This is a genomic window from Pantoea sp. 1.19 (assembly GCF_001922585.1).
Lineage (GTDB): Bacteria > Pseudomonadota > Gammaproteobacteria > Enterobacterales > Enterobacteriaceae > 1-19.
In genome coordinates this window covers 552,441-573,267 of sequence record NZ_MRBS01000002.1, presented here as the reverse complement: position 1 = coordinate 573,267, position 20,827 = coordinate 552,441, and the positions used below count along the sequence as shown (strand labels likewise).

Annotated in this window: 20 protein-coding genes; 6 read left to right on the top strand and 14 right to left on the bottom strand. The window is 60.4% G+C overall.

The genetic code is table 11. From position 1 onward, the window contains the following. Positions 1 to 44: 44 nt before the first annotated feature. Entirely contained in the window at positions 45 to 770 is a 726-nt protein-coding gene (locus tag BS626_RS06595) for a tRNA-uridine aminocarboxypropyltransferase (protein WP_075181585.1), read from the bottom strand. Positions 771 to 816: 46 nt separating this feature from the next. Next, a complete protein-coding gene (gene trxC / locus BS626_RS06590; RefSeq protein WP_075181584.1) occupies positions 817 to 1,239 on the bottom strand; it encodes a thioredoxin TrxC in 423 nt (140 codons plus the stop codon). Between the two features lie 189 nt (positions 1,240 to 1,428). Between trxC and BS626_RS06585 the strand changes: the two genes are divergently transcribed. Then, a complete protein-coding gene (locus tag BS626_RS06585; RefSeq protein ID WP_075181583.1) occupies positions 1,429 to 2,466 on the top strand; it encodes a tRNA/rRNA methyltransferase in 1,038 nt (345 codons plus the stop codon). Between the two features lie 65 nt (positions 2,467 to 2,531). Here BS626_RS06585 and emrB read toward each other — a convergent pair whose 3' ends face one another. From emrB to BS626_RS06550, 7 genes are all read right to left on the bottom strand, one after another. After that, positions 2,532 to 4,067, bottom strand: a complete 1,536-nt coding sequence (gene emrB / locus BS626_RS06580; RefSeq protein WP_075181582.1) for a multidrug efflux MFS transporter permease subunit EmrB — start codon at positions 4,065 to 4,067, stop codon at positions 2,532 to 2,534. Positions 4,068 to 4,081: 14 nt separating this feature from the next. After that, complete coding sequence (emrA, locus tag BS626_RS06575) at positions 4,082 to 5,257, bottom strand: multidrug efflux MFS transporter periplasmic adaptor subunit EmrA (RefSeq protein ID WP_075181581.1); 1,176 nt, start codon at positions 5,255 to 5,257, stop codon at positions 4,082 to 4,084. A 164-nt stretch (positions 5,258 to 5,421) separates the two neighbouring features. Then, positions 5,422 to 5,952, bottom strand: coding sequence for a transcriptional repressor MprA (gene mprA / locus BS626_RS06570; protein ID WP_075181580.1), 531 nt, complete (start codon positions 5,950 to 5,952; stop codon positions 5,422 to 5,424). Positions 5,953 to 6,550: 598 nt separating this feature from the next. Then, positions 6,551 to 7,546, bottom strand: a complete 996-nt coding sequence (gene proX / locus BS626_RS06565) for a glycine betaine/L-proline ABC transporter substrate-binding protein ProX (RefSeq protein WP_075181579.1) — start codon at positions 7,544 to 7,546, stop codon at positions 6,551 to 6,553. 59 nt (positions 7,547 to 7,605) lie between these two features. Beyond that, positions 7,606 to 8,724: a glycine betaine/L-proline ABC transporter permease ProW gene (gene proW / locus BS626_RS06560; protein WP_075181578.1), complete on the bottom strand. Its 1,119-nt coding sequence runs from the start codon at positions 8,722 to 8,724 to the stop codon at positions 7,606 to 7,608. Further along, on the bottom strand, positions 8,721 to 9,920 hold the full coding sequence (gene proV, locus BS626_RS06555) for a glycine betaine/L-proline ABC transporter ATP-binding protein ProV (RefSeq protein WP_075181577.1): 1,200 nt from the start codon (positions 9,918 to 9,920) through the stop codon (positions 8,721 to 8,723). Before proV ends, proW begins: the two co-directional genes overlap by 4 nt. Before the next feature lie 322 nt (positions 9,921 to 10,242). After that, a complete protein-coding gene (locus BS626_RS06550; protein ID WP_075181576.1) occupies positions 10,243 to 10,464 on the bottom strand; it encodes a hypothetical protein in 222 nt (73 codons plus the stop codon). A gap of 156 nt (positions 10,465 to 10,620) precedes the next feature. Between BS626_RS06550 and BS626_RS06545 the strand changes: the two genes are divergently transcribed. Continuing rightward, entirely contained in the window at positions 10,621 to 10,956 is a 336-nt protein-coding gene (locus tag BS626_RS06545; RefSeq protein ID WP_075181575.1) for a DUF2002 family protein, read from the top strand. A gap of 114 nt (positions 10,957 to 11,070) precedes the next feature. Next, positions 11,071 to 11,496 carry a hypothetical protein gene (locus BS626_RS06540; protein WP_075181574.1) on the top strand — a complete coding sequence of 142 codons (426 nt, stop codon included), beginning with the start codon at positions 11,071 to 11,073 and terminating at the stop codon, positions 11,494 to 11,496. Between the two features lie 7 nt (positions 11,497 to 11,503). Here BS626_RS06540 and speG read toward each other — a convergent pair whose 3' ends face one another. The 4 genes from speG to BS626_RS06520 all read right to left on the bottom strand — a co-directional run bounded on the left by speG (position 11,504) and on the right by BS626_RS06520 (position 15,407). After that, positions 11,504 to 12,061, bottom strand: coding sequence for a spermidine N1-acetyltransferase (gene speG, locus BS626_RS06535; protein WP_075181573.1), 558 nt, complete (start codon positions 12,059 to 12,061; stop codon positions 11,504 to 11,506). A 117-nt stretch (positions 12,062 to 12,178) separates the two neighbouring features. Further along, positions 12,179 to 13,036 (bottom strand): nucleoside-specific channel-forming protein Tsx, encoded by an 858-nt coding sequence (locus BS626_RS06530; RefSeq protein ID WP_075181572.1) that lies wholly within the window; start codon positions 13,034 to 13,036, stop codon positions 12,179 to 12,181. Between the two features lie 297 nt (positions 13,037 to 13,333). Beyond that, positions 13,334 to 14,479 carry a DUF4056 domain-containing protein gene (locus BS626_RS06525; protein WP_240494269.1) on the bottom strand — a complete coding sequence of 382 codons (1,146 nt, stop codon included), beginning with the start codon at positions 14,477 to 14,479 and terminating at the stop codon, positions 13,334 to 13,336. Continuing rightward, the gene (locus BS626_RS06520; RefSeq protein WP_075181570.1) at positions 14,433 to 15,407 is read right to left on the bottom strand and encodes a hypothetical protein; all 975 of its coding nucleotides are present in this window, start codon (positions 15,405 to 15,407) and stop codon (positions 14,433 to 14,435) included. The genes BS626_RS06525 and BS626_RS06520 overlap by 47 nt, the downstream gene beginning before the upstream one ends. A 247-nt stretch (positions 15,408 to 15,654) precedes the next feature. On the opposite strand from BS626_RS06520, the gene BS626_RS06515 reads away from it, so the two are divergent. Together BS626_RS06515 and BS626_RS06510 are read left to right on the top strand one after the other, a co-directional pair. Continuing rightward, positions 15,655 to 16,488 (top strand): alpha/beta hydrolase, encoded by an 834-nt coding sequence (locus BS626_RS06515; RefSeq protein WP_075181569.1) that lies wholly within the window; start codon positions 15,655 to 15,657, stop codon positions 16,486 to 16,488. Between the two features lie 277 nt (positions 16,489 to 16,765). Beyond that, positions 16,766 to 16,948, top strand: a complete 183-nt coding sequence (locus BS626_RS06510; protein WP_075181568.1) for a hypothetical protein — start codon at positions 16,766 to 16,768, stop codon at positions 16,946 to 16,948. 639 nt (positions 16,949 to 17,587) lie between these two features. Here the strand turns inward: BS626_RS06510 and aphA are convergent. Then, on the bottom strand, positions 17,588 to 18,298 hold the full coding sequence (aphA, locus tag BS626_RS06500; protein ID WP_075181566.1) for an acid phosphatase AphA: 711 nt from the start codon (positions 18,296 to 18,298) through the stop codon (positions 17,588 to 17,590). 800 nt (positions 18,299 to 19,098) lie between these two features. Here aphA and BS626_RS06495 point away from each other — a divergent pair. Next, positions 19,099 to 19,389: a hypothetical protein gene (locus BS626_RS06495; RefSeq protein ID WP_075181565.1), complete on the top strand. Its 291-nt coding sequence runs from the start codon at positions 19,099 to 19,101 to the stop codon at positions 19,387 to 19,389. The last annotated feature ends 1,438 nt before the right edge of the window (positions 19,390 to 20,827 follow it).

The window sequence follows — 20,827 nt, the reverse complement described above, 5'->3', positions numbered from 1 at the left end:
CTCCTCTCTGAAGGAACAGCCTGATTTTACGCCCTTTCAGGCCATTATGCTGAGAAGCCGTCGCCATTATCCGACGAAGCGCTCCCCGGTGCCGTATCGGCGGCAACGTGATGCGGTTTTCCGGCCAGATAGCGCGTGCGGAACAGCAGGAAATGCGCCTGCAGCGCGCGGGCAGCCGCTTCATCTCCCGCCTGCGCCAGCAGCTCGCTGGCGACTTCGGCGGTGCAGTGCTTACCTTCACCTTTGGCTTCGCGCAGGGTGTATTGTGACGGCGCGGCCGGTGCGAGCGACATCAGCGGAAAATCGTCCAGCCACGGACTTTTGCGAAACATTTTACGCGCTTCGGACCAGGTGCCATCGAGCAGAATAAACAGCGGCGGTTTGCCACCGGTGGGCGGCGTTGTCAGCACCGGCCGCCCGGGATTGGCGTAGCCGGCGGGGAACACCACCAGCGGCTGCACTTCGGGATTCCGGACGGCGCGCAGCAGGGCCGGATCCGGCTCGGTGCGTGACCAGCCGTACGCTTCGGTCGTGGGCAATACGTCGGCAATCAGCCGGCCGGTATTGCTGGGTTTCATTGGCTCGGTGTCAAACATCACCAGCAGAAAGCGGCTGCGCGCCTGCTGCGGAGCCAGCGTGGCGCACAGGCACTGCTGTTGTGGCAGCAGGCAGCGCTGACAGCGCTGCGTGCGGTTGCCGCGGGCAAGAAAGGGACGGGTGGCGCGCGCGAGGCGTGCGGCGCGCAGGCGAAGAACGGCGTTATCAGTCATACAGGATCAGTCGGGCGAAAAACGCCATTCTACCCGATAAGCTCAGTTACTGCAGTGCTTCATCCAGCCACTGGCTAAAGGGGCCGGCGGGCAGCGCGCCGCCGAGGGTATCGACCCGCTGGCCCGCCTTAAACAGCATGATGGTGGGAATGCTGCGAATGCCAAAGCGTGCGCTCAGCGCCGGTTCGGCTTCGGTATCCACCTTCAGAAAGCGCACCGTTCTGCGGCGGCGTTCTGCCACGTCTTCAAATACCGGAGCAAAGCTGCGGCACGGTCCGCACCAGGGGGCCCAGAAATCGATCACTACCGGCAAATCGTCCTGCAAATATTTATCCAGCGTGGCCGCGGTGACGTTAATCACGTCGCCATCAAACAGGGCGTGGCCGCAGCGGCCGCATTTCGCCGCATCGTTTATGCGTTCGTCTGGCACGCGATTTGCTGCCTGGCAGGATGCACAAATGGTTTTCATAAATCCCCTTAACAACCGTGGTTTAACGCTAAACCGACTTAAGTCACCAGTATGCAGGCCGTGCGACGGCGGCTCAATGCGTTTTACTCAATAGGTATAATAGTTACCGGCTGAGTGCGAATGTTGATGGCGCCCCGCCGTGACATCGGGTAATCTGCGCGCTTCGTGCAGCGCCAGCAGGAGAGAGAAATGAGCGACGAATTTAAAGGTAAAAGCGGTAAAGTCAAAGTGATGTTTGTCCGCGGTGATGAAAGTAAAGACAACCGGGGTCAAAATCCGCGTACCGGCAAAGGCGCCCGCCCAGCTGCTGGCGATCGCCGCCCGCCGCGCGGAGAGAAAAAGGGACGTGATGCGCGCGACAGCCGTGATAATCGCGATGAGCGCGGCGGCTCCCCATGGCGCACCGTCTCGCGCGGTCCGCGCGATGCGGCCGAGGCCACGCCGGATCACGGCGGTATCAGTGGCAAAAGCTACATCGATCCCGAACAGCTGCGTCGTCAGCGGCTGGAGGAGACCCGCGTCTATGGCGAGCACGCCTGTCAGGCACTGTGGCTGAGTCGCCCGGAAGCCATCGTGCGCGCCTGGTTTGTGCAGAGCGTCACGCCGCGTTTTCGCGACGCGCTGAAATACCTCGCCGCTCATCGTAAGGCGTATCACGTGGTGGATGATGCCGAGCTGGCGAAGGCCTCCGGCACGGAGCACCACGGCGGCGTCTGCTTTCTGATTAAAAAGCGTAACGGTACGCTGGTCCATGAGTGGATCGCCGCGGCCGACGAAACCGACTGCGTGCTGGCGCTGGAAGATATCGGTAACCCGCACAACCTCGGTGGCATCATGCGCAGCTGTGCGCACTTCGGGGCCAGGGGCGTGCTGGTCAATGACGCGGCGCTGCTGGAGTCCGGCGCGGCGGTGCGTACGGCTGAGGGCGGCGCAGAGCATGTCAAGGCAATCACCGCGGACAGCTTCGTTGACGGCCTGGATGCGTTTCGCCGGGCGGGCTACACCATCGTCACCACCTCCAGCCATCAGGGCGTCCCGCTGGCGCGCGCCGAGCTGCCGCGGAAAATGGTACTGGTGCTGGGTCAGGAGCGCGATGGCCTCTCCGACAGCGCGTTCCAGCAGGGCGATTTGAGCCTGTCGATTGGCGGTACCGGCAAGGTAGAAAGCCTGAACGTCTCCGTGGCGACCGGGATCCTGCTGGCCGAGTGGTGGCGCCAGCATCATTAATGCCCCGTGCGGCAGAAGCAGAACGTGAAACGGGCGCCCGCGGGCGCCCGTTTTTGTCTCCCCACTCAGTGGGCGCCGCCGCCGCCGCCGCCGGCACTGAACGGCGGTCGGGCAAACCAAATCAGCACCAGTAGCACCAGGAACACCCCGGCCGACATCCAGAAAATCTCATTAGCGGAGATAATCAGCCCCTGATTTGTGATCTGCTGCGCGATATAGCCTGACGCCTGCTGGTGGCTCATCCCGAGCTGTTCCAGCTGCCGGTACATCTGCTGCGCATTCGGGTTGTAGGGCGTCACCGATTCCGTCAGCTGCGCGTGGTGCAGCGACTCGCGATTGGTCCACAGGGTGGTGGTGATCGACGTGCCGATCGACCCCGCGAGGGTACGGGTAAAGTTCGACAGGCTCGACGCGGCGGCCAGGCGCTCCGGCGGCAGACCAGACAGGGTAATGGTGGTCAGCGGCATAAAGAAGCAGGCCACGGCAAAGCCCTGAATAAACTGCGGCCAGGCCGAAGCGGCAAAATCCATCCCCGGCTCAAAGGTGTATGCGCGCCAGTAAAAGCAGACGGCATACATCACAAAGCTGAAGGTCACCAGCTGGCGCATATCAATCTTATGGGCAAAGCGGCCAATGATGGGCGACAGGATCACCGGAATGATGCCCACCGGCGCCGACGCTAAGCCCGCCCAGGTGGCGGTATATCCGTACACCTCCTGCAGCAGCTGCGGCAGCAGGACGATCGAGCCAAAATAGAGCATATAGGCGAGGCTGATCGACAGGCAGCCAATGGTGAAATTGCGCGACTTGAATAGTGACAAATCGACAATCGGATGGTCGTCGGTTAGCTCCCACACCAGCAATACCACCAGCGCCACGACCGCGACCACGGTAAGGATGATGATTTCACTGGAGTTAAACCAGTCCAGCTCCTTACCGCGATCCAGCATCACCTGCAGGCTGCCAACGCCAATCACCAGCAGCGCCAGACCAACGGTATCGATCGGCTGAATGCGGGTCTCGGTCTCCCGGTTGCGCAGAGTTTGCAGGGTCAGCAGCACGACGACCACGCCGATCGGCACGTTGATAAAGAAAATCCAGCCCCAGTGGTAATTATCGCTGATCCAGCCGCCGAGGATCGGGCCGCAGATCGGCGCGACGATCACCGTCATCGCCCACAGCGACAGCGCAATGCTTCGCTTCGCCGGCGGATAGTTATTCAGCAGCAGGCTCTGCGACAGCGGGATCAGCGGTCCGGCCACCACCCCCTGAATCACGCGGAAAAAAATCAGCATGCCGAGGCTCTCTGACATACCGCACAGCCAGGAGGCCACCACAAAGGCGATGGTCGACCAGAGGAACAGCTTCACCTCACCGATACGCTTCGCCAGCCAGCCGGTAATCGGAATAGAGATGGCGTTCGCCACCCCAAACGAAGTAATCACCCAGGTGCCCTGCGAGTTCGAGGCGCCGAGGTTACCGGCAATGGTCGGGATCGCCACGTTAGCAATGGTGGAGTCCAGCACCTGCATAAAGGTCGCCAGCGACAGGGCGATGGTCATTAATACCAGCGGCATGCCTTCCAGCGGTTTACGAGACATGAGCTTCTCCCGGGTTACTCAACGCTGTTGGCGCGGATAATCTCGCCGATCAGGGCGTTAGCCGGCGCCAAATCCAGCGCCAGCGCATTGCTCTGGTAGGCCGGGTTCTGACGTACCTGCGTGGCCAGTACCGGCCCGTCAACGTTGCTGGTATCAATCTTGACCAGCGTCGACAGTCCGATACGCAGCGGATGCTTCGCCACTTCCTGCGCGTCCAGCTCAATGCGCACCGGCAGGCGCTGCACCACTTTAATCCAGTTACCGGTGGCATTTTGCGCCGGCAGCAGAGAAAACGCGCTGCCGGTCCCCATGTCCAGGCCAACCACTTTGCCGTGAAACACCACGTCATCGCCGTAGATATCGCTCACCACCGTGGCCGGCTGCCCGATACGCACGTTAGCCAGCTGGGTCTCTTTAAAGTTGGCATCTACCCACAGGCCGGTGGCGGGCACCACCGCCATCAGCGGCGTGGAGGGAGAGATCTGCGCGCCGACCTGCACGCTGCGGCGTGACACATAGCCATCAATCGGACTTACAATCTCGGTGCGCTGCAGAGCCAGCCAGGCATCGCGCAGCTCGGCGGCGCTCTGTTTCACCGCCGGCTGATTTTCCAGCGTGGTATCCAGAATCATCGCCTGATTGGCGTTGTACTGCTGTACGGCGGCGTCGAGTTCAGCTTTTGCACTGGCCACGGCATCGCGGGCGTGCTGCAGCTCCTCTTTGCCGATCAGATTCGCGGAGCCGAGCGGTTCGCGGCGACGCAGATCCGACTCTACCTGAGCCAGCGCGGTCTTTTTCACCGCAATATTGGCCTGATACTGGCGGCTGTTAACGATCAGCTGTCGGGTCTGACGTACGCTGGTGGCCAGTGCGGTCTGCGCTTTTTCAAACGCCTGCTGGGCATCGGTTTTATCCAGCGATACCAGCACATCGCCCTGCTTTACGAAATCGGTGTCCTCAAAGCCGACCTCGTTGACGCTGCCGGAGACCTGCGCCATTACCTGTACCTGGTTGCCAGCAACGTAGGCATCATCGGTCTCCTGAAAGTGGCGCAGCACCACAAACCAGTAGACTGCCCACGCAATGCCGATAACGATAAATAGGCCTGCGAGGAAAATGAGCGCACCTTTGCGCTTTTTCTTCTTATTGGCAGGCTGTTGCGGATCGACGTTCGCCGCATTTGCACTCATGATTCTCTCCAGTTTCCACGGGGATCGGGGGATAGCATCCTGTCATCCAGACGCCGAACCGAAAAAGCCAGCGGCAAGGCCGCTGGCTGACAGTAATTAGTAGGGCGCGTAAAATAGCCGCTTCGCAGCGAACATATTTGGCATGAATTGCTATTGCAGAACACTCAGCTGGACAGCGCCGGCGTGGTCGCCTGTTCGTCGATATGATCCAGCCTTGTCAATAACTTACGGAAAATTCCCTCCAGCTGCTCTTTCTCGCTGGCGGAGAGCACCGACCACATATACTGCAGGCTCTGATGCTGAGGGGGCAGCATCTGGCGTAAAAATTCGTTGCCCTTCTCGGTCAGGTGCAGATGCAGACAGCGACGATCGTTATCGCTTTCGCGCCGCTCGATCCAGCCGCGACGCTCCAGCTCATCGGCAATACGCGTGGCGTTAGTGCGGGATGAGCCCAGTGCGCTGCTCAGCTCTGACGGCTGAATACTCTGATTCTCCTGCGCATCGAGCGTGATCAGCGCCATAAACAGCGTTTCGTTAATCCCCTGCGCCTTCAGCATCTTGTTACGATTTTCCAGCAGTTTACTCTGCATGTGCATGCACAAACGGGTCAGCATGATCTCCTGCAGTGGAAAATTCTGCTGCCGGTTGGCGCGAAAGTTTAGCATCTGCTCTATCGGGGCGAACGAACTATCCATCAAAAAACCTCACTCTTCACAACGGGTCTGGTCGTAATGGCGGCGGGACGCGATCCCGGCCACCACCCACATTTTCCTGGTCACTCCCTAACCCTGGTCTCCGGCACTGCGAGGCGCACGGAGCCCTGTTCCCCCAGGCGTTACGCGCTGGCAAAGGCGGCGCGGCGAGCGCGCTGACGAAATGCAGACTCTTCTGCTGTTCCCACCGCCGGGGTCGTCATACGCTTGCTGATTAGCCGTTAGCCGTTAGCCGTTAGCCGTTAGCCGTTAGCCGTTAGCCGTTAGCCGTTAGCCGTTAGCCGTTAGCCGTTAGCCGGCGTGACGGTGGCGCGGACGGCGACTGTTTAGCTACACTAAACGGTAATAATTACAGCCGTAAAGATAACCCACCTGAATAAACGCTACCAGACCTTATCAGAGTTGTGCTGTGCTTTACACCCTGGCGCAATGAAATCTTGCAGAAACGACTATATGCAGACTAATTAATAATTAATTACGGAGGATCATCACGTTATCTTCGGGGAGCGGCGCTTACGCCGTTGGAGAGAGGGGAGTGGTATTCCGATCGCCCCGCGGGGAGCGATCGGAAAAAGAGGCCTTACGGTGCCGCGCCGCGCGCCGTCTCAACCCAGCGATCGAAAGTGGCCTGATGCGCATGAATCCAGCCGTCAACGTGGCGGTTAATGGCCGCCTCGCTCGATTCACCGGCATGCATCCGCGCGTTTTGCGCGTTGATATCGGCCAGCGGCAGCGTCATGGTGGCAAACAGCGCCGCCGCTGCCGGGTTCTTCTCCGCCCACGCCTGATTGGCGACGATATGCATTGTATTGACCGGGAAGCCATAGTTAGCGCCGTTGGGCAGTGCGGTATCGATCCCCTGCTGAGCACCGGGCATGGAAGAGAATGGCACCTGTAGCCATACCACATCGCGGCCTGGCTTCAGAATATCGCTCACCCAGTAGGGCGTCCAGGTGTAATACAGGATAGGTTTGCCCTGTTTAAAGCGGGTCAGGGTATCGGCAATCATCGCCGAATAGTTACCCTGATTATGCTGCACCGTCGGGCTCAGTTTAAACGCCTGCAGCTGGTGGTTAATCACCGCCTCGCAGCCCCAGCCCGGGGTGCAGCCGGTCAAATCCGCTTTGCCGTCACCGTTACTGTCAAACAGTGCCGCCAGTTTAGGATCGCGAAGCTGCGCCAGGTTGGTGATGTGGTACCGATCGGCGGTTTTTTTATCGATCAAATAGCCCTGCGCGGCGCCCTGCACCCAGGTGCCCTTGCGATAAAATGCCGCGTCGCCGCCGGCGGCCTGATACATATCATCGTGCAGCGGCTGCCAGTTAGTCGCCATAAAGGTCGCATCCCCGGCGGCCAGCGTGGTGTAAGCCACGTTATAATCAACCTCGCTGGGCTTCTCCACGGTGTAACCCAGCTGTTCCAGCGCGCGGCTAACCAGCAGGGTCTGGAAGGTCTCCTCCGGGAGGGTGCTCTGTACCGGCTTTACGGTTACGCCTTTACCGGGCAAATCGGCAGCCTGCAGCGGGCAGGCGGCGAACACGCTCAACGCCGCCAGCATCACGGTATGTTTACGCATAGTCAGTCCTTATTAACAAACAGATGAACAAAGGGCGGCAGCGAGGGCCGCCCGTGAGATCAGCGGCGGAAAAGGCGGAGCAGCAGGCTCACCGGGCCGCGCTGGTGCCAGTGACGTCCGCCGCGGGTGCGGCTGTTCTGCCCCAGCGACTGGGTGAGGCGATCGAGAATAATCGCGAGGATCACGATGCCAACGCCGCCGACGCTGGCCAGCCCCATATCCAGGCGGCCAATGCCGCGCAGCACCATCTGTCCCAGCCCGCCGACGGCAATCATCGAGGCGATCACCACCATGGACAGCGCCAGCATCAGGGTCTGATTGATCCCGGCCATAATGGTCGGCATCGCCAGCGGCAGCTGAACCTTAAACAGCATTTGCCGCGGGCTGGCGCCAAACGAGGTGGAGGCCTCAATCAGATCGGCCGGCACCTGCTTAATGCCGAGAATGGTCAAACGCACAATCGGCGGCAGGGCAAAGATGATGGTCACCACCACGCCGGGGACGTTACCAATGCCAAACAGCATCACCACCGGCACCAGATAAACAAAGGCGGGTGTGGTCTGCATTGCATCCAGCAGCGGGCGAATCACGCTGGCGGCCCGTTCGCTGCGAGCCAGCCATATCCCCAGCGGCAGACCAATCAGGATGCAAAAAAACAGGGCGGTTAACACCAGCGCCAGCGTCACCATCGCCTGAGACCAGGCGCCGATGGCGCCGATGACGATAAGCGACAGCAGCGTAGCCACCCCCATACCGGCGCTGCCCAGCTGCCAGGCGATCAGCGAAAACAGCCCAATCGCCAGCGGTGCCGGCATGCCCAGCAGCAGCTGTTGAAAAGCGCTCAGCAGGTAGTCGACTGGCACGCGCACGCCCTGGAATAGCGGGCGGAAGTGGCTGACCAGCCAGTCAATCCCCTCGGTGACCCAGCGGTCCAGCGGGATCAGCGTCTGCTGGAAGGGATCGCTGAGGCTAAACGCGCTGTGATCTGGCGCGGGCGCACTGTTTAGCCAGTCTCCCCCGGCGGCGGGATCGGCGCTGACGCCGCTGGGATCCCCCCAGGCATCAGCGCCGTCGCTCGGGGCGCTGCTGCTGCCCCAGGGATCCGCGCTTGCCGGTGTGGCGGCGTTCGTGGCGGACGTGGCCGGGATCTCCCCGGGATGCGTAGTTGTCTGGCTCATACGTTTGCCCCCTCTCGGTCCAGTGCCTGTAACAGCGTGCCTTTGGAAACGATGCCCAGATAGCGCTGTTGTGCGTCGATAATGGGAACGGCGCAGGGTGCCTGCGCCACCGGGGTCAGCAGATCGCTAAGGGGGGTTTCACCCGCCAGCGCGGCGGGGACATCCAGCAGCGCATGCTCCAGCCCACCGCCGCTGGCCTGCGCGTTTTTGAGCGAGTCGGTGGAGACCACGCCCACAAACCGCTGGCTGCGGTCCAGCACGTAGCCAAACTCGCGATCGGCATCCTGCAATAGCGTGATGGCGGCGCGCGGGCCGAGACCCGGGGCCTGGCGGATCAGAGCGCTGGCGCCGCGGCGGGCAATGTCTTTGGCGCTGAACACGTGGCTGATATCCACGCCGCGGAAAAAAGTCCGCACGTATTCGTTGGCCGGATGGTTAAGGATCTCCTCCGGCGTGCCGACCTGAATCACCTCGCCGCCCTGCATAATGGCAATACGATCGCCAATGCGCATCGCTTCATCCAAATCATGCGAAATAAAAACGATAGTGCGCTGCTGACGGGCCTGTAATTTAACAAGTTCGTCCTGCATCTCACTACGTATAAGGGGGTCGAGGGCGGAGAACGCTTCATCCATCAGTAATATATCTGGATTAATCGCCAGTGCGCGGGCTAATCCCACACGCTGGCGCATACCGCCGGATAATTCATCTGGCCAGGCATGAGCGTAATTTTCCAGACCGACCTGCTGCAGCGCTTCCCGCGCTTTTTCCTGACGTTCCTGCAGCGGTATGCCGGCTAATTCCATGCCAAAGGCAGTATTATCCAGTACCGTCAGATGAGGCATTAGCGCGAAAGACTGGAATACCATGCTGACCTTATTTCGACGTACGTCGCGCAGCGCTTTCTCTGAAATACTGGCAATGTCGACGCCATCCAGAATGACCTGACCGCGGGTGGGCTTAATCAGACGATTGAGAAGGCGAACCAGGGTGGATTTACCGGAACCGGAAAGCCCCATGATCACAAATATCTCGCCTTCTTCAATGGCCAGGCTGGCATTTTTTACCCCAAGGGACAGGCCCGTTTTCTCCAACAGGGCGTTTTTGTCATAGCCCTTTTCAATGTATTTAAATGCGCGATCGGGATTATCCCCGAAAATTTTATACAGGTTCTTAACTTCAAGTTTAATTGCCATGTAGTAGTGGTTTTCCTGTGTGAAAAAATAATATTCTCTGTAAAATATAACCTCAATAAAAATAGCAACGGTCTACAACCTAACACACTGAGAATTTGAGACAACTCCTAATTACAGGGAATTTACCCATCATGAGACGCGTATCTCCCAGTATTTCCCGCCAGTAAAGGGATGCGGGGCAGCCGGCACCGCGCCATCGTCGGCAAAAAAACGCGCGGCGGGGAGAGGAAGCGGCTTCGGGGACCTGCGGCTCAGACGGGAGCGAGCAGGGCGCCGGAAACCGTGCCCGCAGCGGCGGCGATATCCGGGGCGTGCCAGGTGCTTATCGCCCGCCGTAAGTATGATCGGCGGCATTGCGGGCGGTACGGGTGACGCTGCGCGGCCCCTCACTGCACGTCCGGGAGGCTTTTCGCAGGATGGCGGCCTGGCGTCGAACGCTATCCCCCTTTTCGTCGCAGGTGGGCGACCACGACGTCAGCCGCTCATCCCGCGCAACGGTCAGCGGCGACAGATTGAGATTGTCGGATTGCTTACGTTTAAACATGGGGGACGCCGTTGACAGATATACCCGCATGAAGCGTAAACACCCGCCGCGCGCGCCGTTACGGGGCGTTTTAGGGATTTTTCCGAATGCTCGCGCGCGCGCGGCTGGTGTAAGGTGGCAGCGCTTAAGCAGACCTAACAGAGCAGAGGAAATGGCATGTATTTACGACCCGATGAGGTGGCTCGCGTACTGGAAAAACAGGGTTTCGTGATGGACGCGCTAACCCCTCGGGCCTACGGCTACCGCCGTGATGAACATTACGTCTATGTAAACCGCGAAGCGCGCATGGGGCGCACCGCGCTGATCATCCATCCCGGGCTTAAAGAGCGCAGCCAGGCGCTGGCCGAACCGGCGTCAGAAATCAAAACCTGTGCTGACTACCTCACTTTTCCACTGCGGCTGGCGGGCGACGCCCAGGTGCACTACGGCATCCCGCACGGCTTCAGTTCGCGCATCGCGCTGGAGCGTTATCTGGCGGGCATGTTCGGATAAGCTGCGGTGAATTTGGTTTAAAACGCCAGAATCTGTCGACCATCGCGGCTGATAAGCGCGGCGCGGCGGGCTACACTACATCGCATCTGGAGATGGCGCAGAGCGAGAAGAGCGATGATCACGCGCATTATATTGCTGGCGGGGCTGCTGACGGGATTAAGCGGCTGCGCCACGCTGGTTGGCAGTGAACAGGATCAGATCACTGTTCAGAGTACCCCGCCCGGCGCCCGTTTTGTGGTACAGGATGAGCAGGGACGCGCGGTGGCCGAAGGGATCACCCCGCAGGTGATCAGCCTGCAAAAATCTACCGGCCGCTACTTTGGCAAAAAGGCGTGGCAGGTGATGTTTGAAATCCCCGGCTATGTCCCGCTCACCGTACCGCTGGAGGCGCGTGCTAATCTGTGGTACGTCCTGGGCAACCTTCCGCTCGGCGGCCTGCCGGGCTGGCTGCTGGTCGATCCCTGGTACGGCGGCATGTACACCATCAAGCCGGCGCTAATCAACCCGCCGCTGCACCCGGTCGGCGCGCGCGGCGGATAAGCAGACGCTACTGTGCGGTGGGACTCACCATCGCGCTGGGCTTTTTATGTCTCTCCAGATACTGGTGCTGAAAAATGCACATGCGGATGGTATCGCGGTAAGCGCCGTTGATAAAAAACTCCTGCAGTAAGACGCCCTCGACCTCAAAACCGAGCTTGCTGTAGATATGAATGGCTTTTTCATTCTCTTTATCGACGATCAGATACAGCTTATACAGATTCAGCACCGAAAAGCCGTAATCCATGGCCAGCCGGGCGGCTTTACTGGCGAGACCTTTCCCCTGATGGGCCGGATCGATGATTATCTGAAACTCCGCGCGGCGGTGCACGTGATTAATTTCTACCAGCTCCACCAGCCCGGCTTTATCACCGTGGTGCTCGACGACAAAGCGGCGTTCGGTCTGGTCATGAATATGCTTATCATACAGATCGGACAGCTCGACAAATGCCTCATACGGCTCTTCAAACCAGTAGCGCATCACGCTGGCGTTGTTATCCAGCTGGTGAACAAAACGTAAATCTTCCCGCTCCAGCGGGCGCAGTTTTACGGCGCAATCGGGACTCATAACACGACCTTGTGATAAGCAGCGACAGTGCTGCGATCACAGTATACCTTGCCGGGCGGCGGGAAGGCAGGGGGGAGGCGGCAGGCGCGTCAACCGTGCGGCGACGCGCCCTGCGGATCAGAAGTTGTAACCGACCACCAGATAGTAGCCCCAGCCGGTCGACTTCACGTCAAACGGGCCTTTGCCAAAGTTCAGCTCGCTGCCGTCATCCCACTGGCCGCCATTGTGGAAGTAGCGCGCCACAAATGAGTAGTGCCAGTGGTCGTAACCCAGAGACAGAATATGGCTCGAGGCAATCGAGTTACCGGTACGTGCCGGAGAATCTTTCAGATCAGAACCCCAGTCAAAGTTGGTGAAGCCGATATAGCTGAGGTTACCGCCCCACAGCGACGTCAGCGGCAGGAAGTACTTCACCTTAAAGCGGTAGCCATCCCAGCTGTTCTCGTTGGCCGCGCCGTAGTTTTCCCACTGATACTTCGCGTAAACGTTCAGCGAGAGGTTCAGCGGGGTATAGGTGTTGATGTCGGTACCCAGACCCATATACCAGGTGTTCTGGCGGTTGGCGCTGTTTTTCCCCATATCAAAGATATAGTTATTGGCGAAATACCACTCTTTGAACGGGCCAAAGCTCAGATCGGTACCGGTCAGCTTATCAAGGGAGAAGCGCGGCTCAATCTCCATAAACAGCGGAGAACCATCATCCCAGATCCCCTTGTCATTGGTGTTCCCGGCGCCAAAAAATTTCGGTACGTCGACGTAGCCGTAGAAATCAAACCAGTCCTTTTTCGCAAACGCTTCATACTCGAGGTAGACATCGTTATTCAGCTGCGGTCCAAAGCGGGTGTGATAGCTGCCCACCACATTGACGCTTTGATGCCACCAGTCGGAAAGGTATTCGCCGTTATCAGCGGCCTGGAGAGACGTGCTACAGGTGAGTGCCATAACGGCACCGGCTATCAACGTATTTACTTTCATCACATTACCACATGCTTGCCGACCGCGTCGGCGAGCGCGCGGGCCTGGCGTGTTGAAGAAAAGGGGTGATGCTGCAGTGCGGCTGTCCGTCTGAGCGGCCATGTCACATCTGACGACAATGCGCGGGCATTGTGCCTGCAACCGGGCTTCAGAAAATAGATTTTGTTCACATTTGTCAAACTTTGTTGCATTTTCATTCCGAATAAACGTGACGCACATCACGTTTTGATGCCCGGGCCGCAGAATGGTGCCGCAAACGTTATCGTCAGGCTAAGGTACGGTATTGCGTGGGAAAGGTTAACGGCACGCGCGGGGATGCCGCTGCAAAAACAGCAGGTCGGTAGCCCGGGCGCGGGCGGCCAAGGCGGCGAAATCGCGAAACGTATAATACGGGGTAGGGAGCGGCAGCAGCGCGTGGCGGCGCGCCGGCCAAATTTGCAACGCCCCCCAGCGCGACAGTGGCCGATCGTGAAACCGGCTGCTGAGAGACAGCGGATAGCCGGGCTGCGCCGCGTCCAGCGTCGGCAGACGGGCATCGGCGCTGACGCTGTAGTTACGCCGGCGCACCAAAAATTTATCCGGGATGCGGCAGTGGCTGTTCCACCAGCGGCCATCCAGCATATCGAAGTGAAAGCGGGTTTGCGCCGGCGGTACCGCGCGCAGCGCCATCAGCGCCGCCGGCAGGCGCCGGGTCATTGCCAGATTAAAGTCGGCCACTGAACCGCCTTCTCCGGCGCGGATAATCGCCAGCGCCAGCCGCGCGCCCAGCAGATTAGAGTAGAGATCCTCCGGTGAGAAGGCCGAAATCTCCTCCGGATAGCCCGGAACGGACTGAAAGCCATACCACTGGGCGATCTCGTGCCACGCCGCCAGCTGCCAGGCCAGCCAGGCGGCCAGCCGCAGCGCCCGCTCGGCGTTCTGCGTCGGGGTGGCCAGCGGCGGCATCGCGTGGAGCACAATGCGCCGCTGGCCCAGCTCATCGCTCAGCGTAAGAGTACGCGGCGCTCCCTGTGCGTGCAGGATCGCGCTCCACAGCCAGAAGGTGTTATCGGCCGTATCCCGCACGTGGGCCGTATCAATAAAGCCACCGCGCTCGGTATAGACGATGCCGTTCACCTCCTGATTCAGCCCGCTCAGGGTCAGCAGCGTCTGCCAGGCCGTAAAACGGTAGTGGTGCCGCCCCAGCGACCAGGGATCATACACGTTGCCGATGGCAAACAGCGGCACCGGCAGTGGCCCCACGCGCGCGCGCAGGCGATAGCCAAACGCACAGCAGGGGCGCAAACCGTCCGGCTGGCGCAGCACCGGAGGCGGGGCGATCGCCGCCGGCAGCGGCAAAAAGGGCTGGCAGCGCACGCTGGCGCTCAGCAGGAGCAGCAGCGCCACCAGCCCGCGCTTAAAAGCGGTATTCACCGGATAGCAGCAGGCTGTTACGTTCGGCAAACCCCACCTCGGCAACCAGGTTAAACTGCGGCATCAGCGCATACTGCGCGCCGACCAGCACATTCCACGGCGACTTCAGGTGCTGCTTGACCTCAAAGTGCCCGGCGTCGGTGCTGTTCACAAAGTTAACCAGATCGCCGAGCTGGGCCGGCATCTTCAGGTCGCTCAGCTTTCCGCGGAACTCCTGCTGCGTATCCTGATACATGGTGCCGACCCACAGGGCCAGCGTTGAGGGCGCCGGGGTGAGGGTCGCCCATTCCGGCAGGGTCATACGCCAGCCAACGCGCGGGGTAAAGGTGTAGGCCTTAATATTGCCATCGAGAATATCAAAGTGGGTCCGCGTCCAGTTCATATCGGCGGTAACAAACAGGTTTTTATAGCCCCAGGCAAAGGTGGTGCCGCCGCCCCAAGTAGTCCCTTTAAAGTCGAGCTGGAAGTCGATATTTTGCAGCAGCGGATCGCAGCCGGCGTTGCCGCACACGCCCACGGTAGAATTGGAGTGGCCGTGGGTGTGGCCGACGACCGCATAGACGTTCATAAATGGAAACAGCCAGCCATCGAGGCGGGCGGTGGTGGTTTTTGCCACCTCACGGGTTTTGCCGGCGTGAATGATAAAAAAGTCATCCGGCAGGTCGATCCCCGGGGTCCCGGGAACCGGAATATTCAGGTTAGAAAAGTGGATGCTGTCCACCACCACATTTTGTCGGTTATCCATCCAGGAGACATTCAGCCCCCAGGTCTCGGGGAGGGTATAACCGTGCGCTTCCGCCCAGCGGTGGCCGATCGGAAACAGGCTGTCGTCGTCATCATCTGCGCTTTGCCCGCCAAGGTGAAAAGTATGGGGATCCGTGAGGAGTGGCTCGTCCGCCTGGGCGACGGAGATACAACCGCTGAGCAGCAGCAGCAGAGAATAACGGTTAACCTTCATGCGGTGACATCCTGTGCGAAGAAGAAGATGCGCGAATTATACGGTGAGATAAGACCTTCCAGTAAAATCATAAAGTGCGATTATTGCCGGTGTGCTATCTGCGTAACCTTCTGTATTTAATGGTTTTACTAACGTGATTTCCGTCTGGGGAAATCGTGCCGCCGGTGAAGGAAGCCCCATTTTTTGGCTAATTGGCGGCCACGGATTTTGCTAGCGTGGGCGTTTTCATGCGCTAAAGGAAAAGATGATGACGCTACGCTATCGGGGAATGGATCGCGCGCAGCTGGATGCGGCCTACAACAACACGCAGGCGGTGGCGGATTTCCCGGCGCGGCTGCGCGCCATGCAGCAGCAGAGTCGCGATCTCTACCGCGATCGTCCGGCGATCGTCGATCGCGCCTACCACACGGCCAGCCGCACGCGGTTCGACTTTTTTCCCGCCGCCGCCGGTCCGGCGCCAACGATGATCTTTATCCACGGCGGCTATTGGCAAAACTGTAACAAAGAGGATTTTGCGTTCGTGGCGCGCGGGCCGCTGTCCCGCGGTATCCACGTCATTCTTGCGGAATACACCCTGGCCCCGCAGGCGAGCATGACCGGGATTGTCGGTGAAATTGGCCTGCTGCTGGATTACCTGCGACACAGCGATCTGCCGCTGCAGACCGGTCAGGTGTGCCTGGCCGGGCATTCGGCCGGTGGCCACCTCACCGCGCTCTATCGTCACCATCCGCTGATTTCGCACGCGATGCCGCTCAGCGCCCTGGTGGATTTGCAGCCGATTCGGCTCTGCTGGCTCAATGACAAGCTCTCGCTCAGCGACGAAGAGGTCGAACGCTTCAGCCCGCTGCGCCATGTCCTGCCGGGCGGCGTACCCACCCATATTCACGCCGGTGGCGGCGAGCTCAGCGAACTGATCCGACACAGCCGCGAGCTCGCGGACGCCCTGCGCGCCGTTGGCGACCGGGTCCGCTGGCAACCGCTGGGGGATGACGACCACTTCTCGCTACTGCAGCGGCTGGCCGAGCCGGACGGCCTGTTAACCGAGTCGCTCTGTCAACTGTTGGCGGGGCAGGCGCTGTAGCATCGGCGCCTGCCGGTGCTGCCCACTCCGAAGCCGATCCGCCTGGTTTGCCCGTCGCTCACGCCGCAGGGGCGCGGCGACGGCATTGCTCCCTCACGCCGATTTTGCTCCACTCCGTTGCAGACCGGTACACTCTGGGCTGTTTGACGCGCTGTCGTTTCTGAGCCGTTTCCCGGCTTAGCAACGACAGCGGATAAGTAGGCGTTCACTATCATGATGGGCTTGGCGCGACAAGTGGCCATTTCGCCGGGCGGCGTCCGGCGGGCAGCCGCTGGCCATGATCCGATCCGACGGCGGCGTCTGGATCCGGGCGGGCGGCGATCGTGAGAACTTGATCGTGAAGCAGAGCCCGGCGGGCGGCATCGCGCTGCTCCCGGGCACCCGCGGTGAAGCCGGCGGCAAAACAACAGAAGTGCTGGCGGACGGGGCTGCCTGCAGCACGACGACACCCGGCGGGTAACGTTATCGCCCTGACGGCTCCCAAAGGCGGATCACCCGATTTCGCCGGAAAGCGCGGCGACCGGCTCAGCCGGTGCGGTGCTGCGGGGCAACCTGTACCGGTTTCACCGGAACGCACGCGGCCGGCTGATCCGCCAGAGCGGTGCGCCCGGCCACGTTGAGCAGTCCGCTGGCGCGCGGACGGGCGGCTGTGATCCCACAGGCGCACCGACGGTCAGCATATCGGCTATCACGACGCCGCCGGCCTGCTGCAGCGCAACGCGCGTATCGGGCGATGGAAGCGATCGATCCGGGCGGGCGGAGCGCTACCGCAGCGATCGCCGCGGACGCCTGGCCACCCTGATTAATTCCAGCCGGCCACGCAGGCCGTTTGCATACGACCCCGGCCGTCGGCTGGTGGCGTCGCGCGCCCGGGCCGACGGCCTGCTGCAGCGTAACGCGATAACGCGCCGGGGCGGTTACGCACTGCCATACCCGCCGCCGTCGGGTCGCGGCGAGGCGCCGCGGAACATCCGCGTGGATGACGACGCGGGTGGTGGCTAACCGTCGGCGATCCCTGCTTCAGGCATACGGTGCGTCCTGCGTCAGCCTCCGGCCGCCGTGACCCGTTTAATTATTATCGCTGCAGGAGCGGGGGCCGTTAATACTCCGAGTTGACTATCACCTCTTCACCCAGCGCGCCGGCCTGCGGCAGCGGACGGTAGGTTGAATTCGCAGCGCGCAGCACGCGGACTGGACGCGCACCCACCTCGCGGGCGGCGGTCATATCGTTATCCGAGTCACCGTAGAAGAGTTTGATCTGCTTCGACTTGAGCCACTGGGTTTTGCTGTTCTGTCCCGGCTTATCGCCGGCAAAAATAACCGGATTCATCGCGGCGGCGGGAATAGAAAAAACGTCCTGCAGGGTTTTTGATACCGATTCGGTTGGCGTCTGACTGCGGCCGGTAACGAACCAGATACTGTCACCGCGCCGGATATGCAGCGCGATCAGGGTGTTGCCGACGGCTTTTGGCACGCTGAAGGCATCCCAGCCGTTGTTCATCTTTTCCCAGAACGCCGGATTTTTCAGGTACTCCTCGCTGTCAGGCGAAAATGTTTGTTTGCCGCGCCAGAAGCCGGGGCTGGAAAACAGCACCGTGTCATCGATATCAAAGCCAACGGCCATCGGCGGATGTCCCTGCAGGCTGTGTTCTATTTGCGCGACAGATACCCAGTGGATCGGGGCCTGCTCGGCCAGCCTAGCGACGTCGGTTCCGCTGTTGAGCGGGGTTGGCGTGGCAGCCTGCGCAAGGGGAGCACAAAGGGTAGCGAACAGACAGGCGGCGCTGATAATGCGGATCGGTTTCTGCATATATATACCTTACAATCAATGTGTTATTTTGGTTAGTCTGGTAAGTATTAACGTCCTCCGACAGTACCCCCGCTACCCGACAATGAAAAGTGATAAATGCCTTAGCGTCATAGAAAACGGTGATGGGCGTGGTATTTCGTGACGGGGATAACAGCGGTGGGGGACTTGCCGGGAAGCAGGAACTGCCACCCTCGCTGTGCTGGCCAACGCGGTGCAGGCCCGCGCGCGTCCGTGCGTGACGGCGGTTCAATCCGCTCTGAGGCAGAGCCGGGCAACCGTCGGTCATCAGCCGATGGCAGAGGCTTTCCCCGGACCAGCGCGCGGGATCGTCGGCGCCTGACTGGCGCGACGCGCGGCGCGCGCTGAGGGACAGGCTGCGGTATCTCTGTCGAGGGGCGCCGGCTGAACGGACGGGCGTAAGGCGCCGGCCTCCAGAGTGGCCTGCCGTCCGACGATCGCCCTGGCTAAGATGCCCGGCGCTGGAGTGCCGCGCGGATACCGCGGTGCCACACGCCATGGCGCAGAATCTCGCCTCGCGCGCTTTATTGCTGCCTGTAGCAGAGGGCGCCGGCTAACCGGGGCGTTTGCCGGTGGGGCCGCGCGCCGGCCCGGACGCCCCTCGGATAACAGGGGGGTACCGCCCGGCAGCATGGCGATGGTTGATGCCCGGTTGACTCGCTATACTCACGCGAACGCGGCCTGTGCTGTGCGCGATGATTGATCCCTGCGCTATCGCCGTGCTGCCGGGAGCGTTGTGACCAGAACGGGTTAAACAGATATGATTGCTATAAGGAACCCCTGTGAGTAAAAGAAAAGTGAGTGGTCTGGTGATTTATCCGCTGATGCTGAAAGGGTTTGGCATTTCAGCCATGCTGCTGTCGTTCATCATGGGGATCGCCGGCGTTTTTGGCGCCGGCGTCGTCAAGTTTAACAATGAAGTGATCACAGGCCTGGCGGCGCTGCCCGTGTCGCTGCTGATCGGTGTCATCATGACCCTCATCTTTACCGCTATTTTTGGCACCATGACGTTTATCGGGCTGTGGTTGTACAGCAAAGTCAGGGCGCTGAGCGTGTCGGTGATTGAGCCGTAAGGCCCGCTGCCTACTGGCCGCGATAGCCGCGAGGGCGCGCCGGCAGATTTCCGCCTGCGGCAGAACAGGGACGCCCGTCGTTTCCTTTTCCTGCCTGGCCGCGATGGTCAGATAACCGGCCGTGACGATACCGCTCGAGCCGAACGTCAGCGCCACGCTGGCCGGAACGGAGCGTTCCGCTCGCTGGATTCTGGCCGGCCGTGCCGCCGTCTGCGAATGGAGCGCTGGTCCAGCATCAGCGCCGGCTGCGCGGCGTTATGTCTCACCCCCCCTTCTTTTTGCCCTGACGCGCGCCCGTGGGAAAGCCCATCCGGCGTAAGCGTGATGGGCGAAAGTTCTCCCTCCTCAATGCGTGTCCGTGTGGTCCGCCTTCACCCGCTCCCTTTTCTTGCGCATGGTCCCGCTGTCGCCCGTCGCTGTCCGACTGGCCCCCAGCGCCCTGCGCGCTTCCCGGCGTGTTGAAGGACAGGTACGCCGCGTATTTCGAGCGTTAGCCTTCTTTCGCGGTAAGGGGTGGCGCCATCGCGCGATGCATACCCCGCCTCACGTGGGGCCCCTTTTCGCCGGGCGACGCCCCGCAAAATGCCGTTTTCCGCTGTTGATTAATGGGCCGGGGCCTGACGGCGCTGCGCGCTGCGGCCGCCGGCGCCTGGATGTGCGGCTGTGCCCTTCCGTAAACGCTGTCGCGTCCGGAGATTGCGCTGGGGCTCGTACTCTTCGATGATGCGTATCTGCCCGCCCGGCGGAGTAAACGACTCCGGAAGCGCTTTGACGTTTGTCGGGCGCAGACCGCGCTCCGGGCTGCCCGAGCACGCGCTGACGACCAGATGCCGGGAACTGCCCCCCAGGCCGCTGCGCGCGATCAACGTCGGTGGATGACCTGACGTCAGGCGTCGGCCGCGGGTGGCTTCTTCTGTCTGACGGGCGATCCCGCTCCGCAGTATGCAGCATCGCGATCGGCGATGCCCTCCGCCGCGCCGGGCAACCGGCGGCAAAAAGGGCGACGACAAAGAGGCGAAAGCCGTCATCGCGGTAATCAGCGCGAGAAAAAAGGATTAGAAAGATGAAACAATTTTCGGCCTGCTCAACGTTTCCCCCCCTTTACCTTTATTGATGCTGGCGGCGGCATTATTACCTGTCAGCTAAAGGCCACGCCATTACGGCTGCTTTCCCTGAAGTTGACCAAAAACACAATCATATAATCTGTCATTTTTGTTTTTAATAGTTCCTTTATCTAATTGTCGTTCATTTTGTGGTTGTAGTGCGATCGTCGTTTCTCATTTGTTAAGAATATTCTTAACTTGTAGGGTAATAATCCTAATTAAGATGATGAGTTACCACGAAAACGGCGCATCTTCCTCAGTAACTGATTGAAATTAAGTGTTTTTAATTTTTTGATAATAAAGTGTAAACGGCAAAAAAAGGGGTGATATTTACA

Coding starts and splice junctions, on each gene's coding strand:
- BS626_RS06550 (WP_075181576.1), bottom strand. CDS start 10,464: ATGTTTAAACGTAAGCAATCCGACAATCTCAATCTGTCGCCGCTGACC.
- BS626_RS06510 (WP_075181568.1), top strand. CDS start 16,766: ATGATCCGATCCGACGGCGGCGTCTGGATCCGGGCGGGCGGCGATCGT.
- speG (WP_075181573.1), bottom strand. CDS start 12,061: ATGAGTCCCGATTGCGCCGTAAAACTGCGCCCGCTGGAGCGGGAAGAT.
- BS626_RS06585 (WP_075181583.1), top strand. CDS start 1,429: ATGAGCGACGAATTTAAAGGTAAAAGCGGTAAAGTCAAAGTGATGTTT.
- BS626_RS06530 (WP_075181572.1), bottom strand. CDS start 13,036: ATGAAAGTAAATACGTTGATAGCCGGTGCCGTTATGGCACTCACCTGT.
- trxC (WP_075181584.1), bottom strand. CDS start 1,239: ATGAAAACCATTTGTGCATCCTGCCAGGCAGCAAATCGCGTGCCAGAC.
- emrB (WP_075181582.1), bottom strand. CDS start 4,067: ATGTCTCGTAAACCGCTGGAAGGCATGCCGCTGGTATTAATGACCATC.
- emrA (WP_075181581.1), bottom strand. CDS start 5,257: ATGAGTGCAAATGCGGCGAACGTCGATCCGCAACAGCCTGCCAATAAG.
- BS626_RS06540 (WP_075181574.1), top strand. CDS start 11,071: ATGATCACGCGCATTATATTGCTGGCGGGGCTGCTGACGGGATTAAGC.
- aphA (WP_075181566.1), bottom strand. CDS start 18,298: ATGCAGAAACCGATCCGCATTATCAGCGCCGCCTGTCTGTTCGCTACC.
- mprA (WP_075181580.1), bottom strand. CDS start 5,952: ATGGATAGTTCGTTCGCCCCGATAGAGCAGATGCTAAACTTTCGCGCC.
- BS626_RS06515 (WP_075181569.1), top strand. CDS start 15,655: ATGACGCTACGCTATCGGGGAATGGATCGCGCGCAGCTGGATGCGGCC.
- BS626_RS06545 (WP_075181575.1), top strand. CDS start 10,621: ATGTATTTACGACCCGATGAGGTGGCTCGCGTACTGGAAAAACAGGGT.
- proX (WP_075181579.1), bottom strand. CDS start 7,546: ATGCGTAAACATACCGTGATGCTGGCGGCGTTGAGCGTGTTCGCCGCC.
- proW (WP_075181578.1), bottom strand. CDS start 8,724: ATGAGCCAGACAACTACGCATCCCGGGGAGATCCCGGCCACGTCCGCC.
- proV (WP_075181577.1), bottom strand. CDS start 9,920: ATGGCAATTAAACTTGAAGTTAAGAACCTGTATAAAATTTTCGGGGAT.
- BS626_RS06520 (WP_075181570.1), bottom strand. CDS start 15,407: ATGAAGGTTAACCGTTATTCTCTGCTGCTGCTGCTCAGCGGTTGTATC.
- BS626_RS06595 (WP_075181585.1), bottom strand. CDS start 770: ATGACTGATAACGCCGTTCTTCGCCTGCGCGCCGCACGCCTCGCGCGC.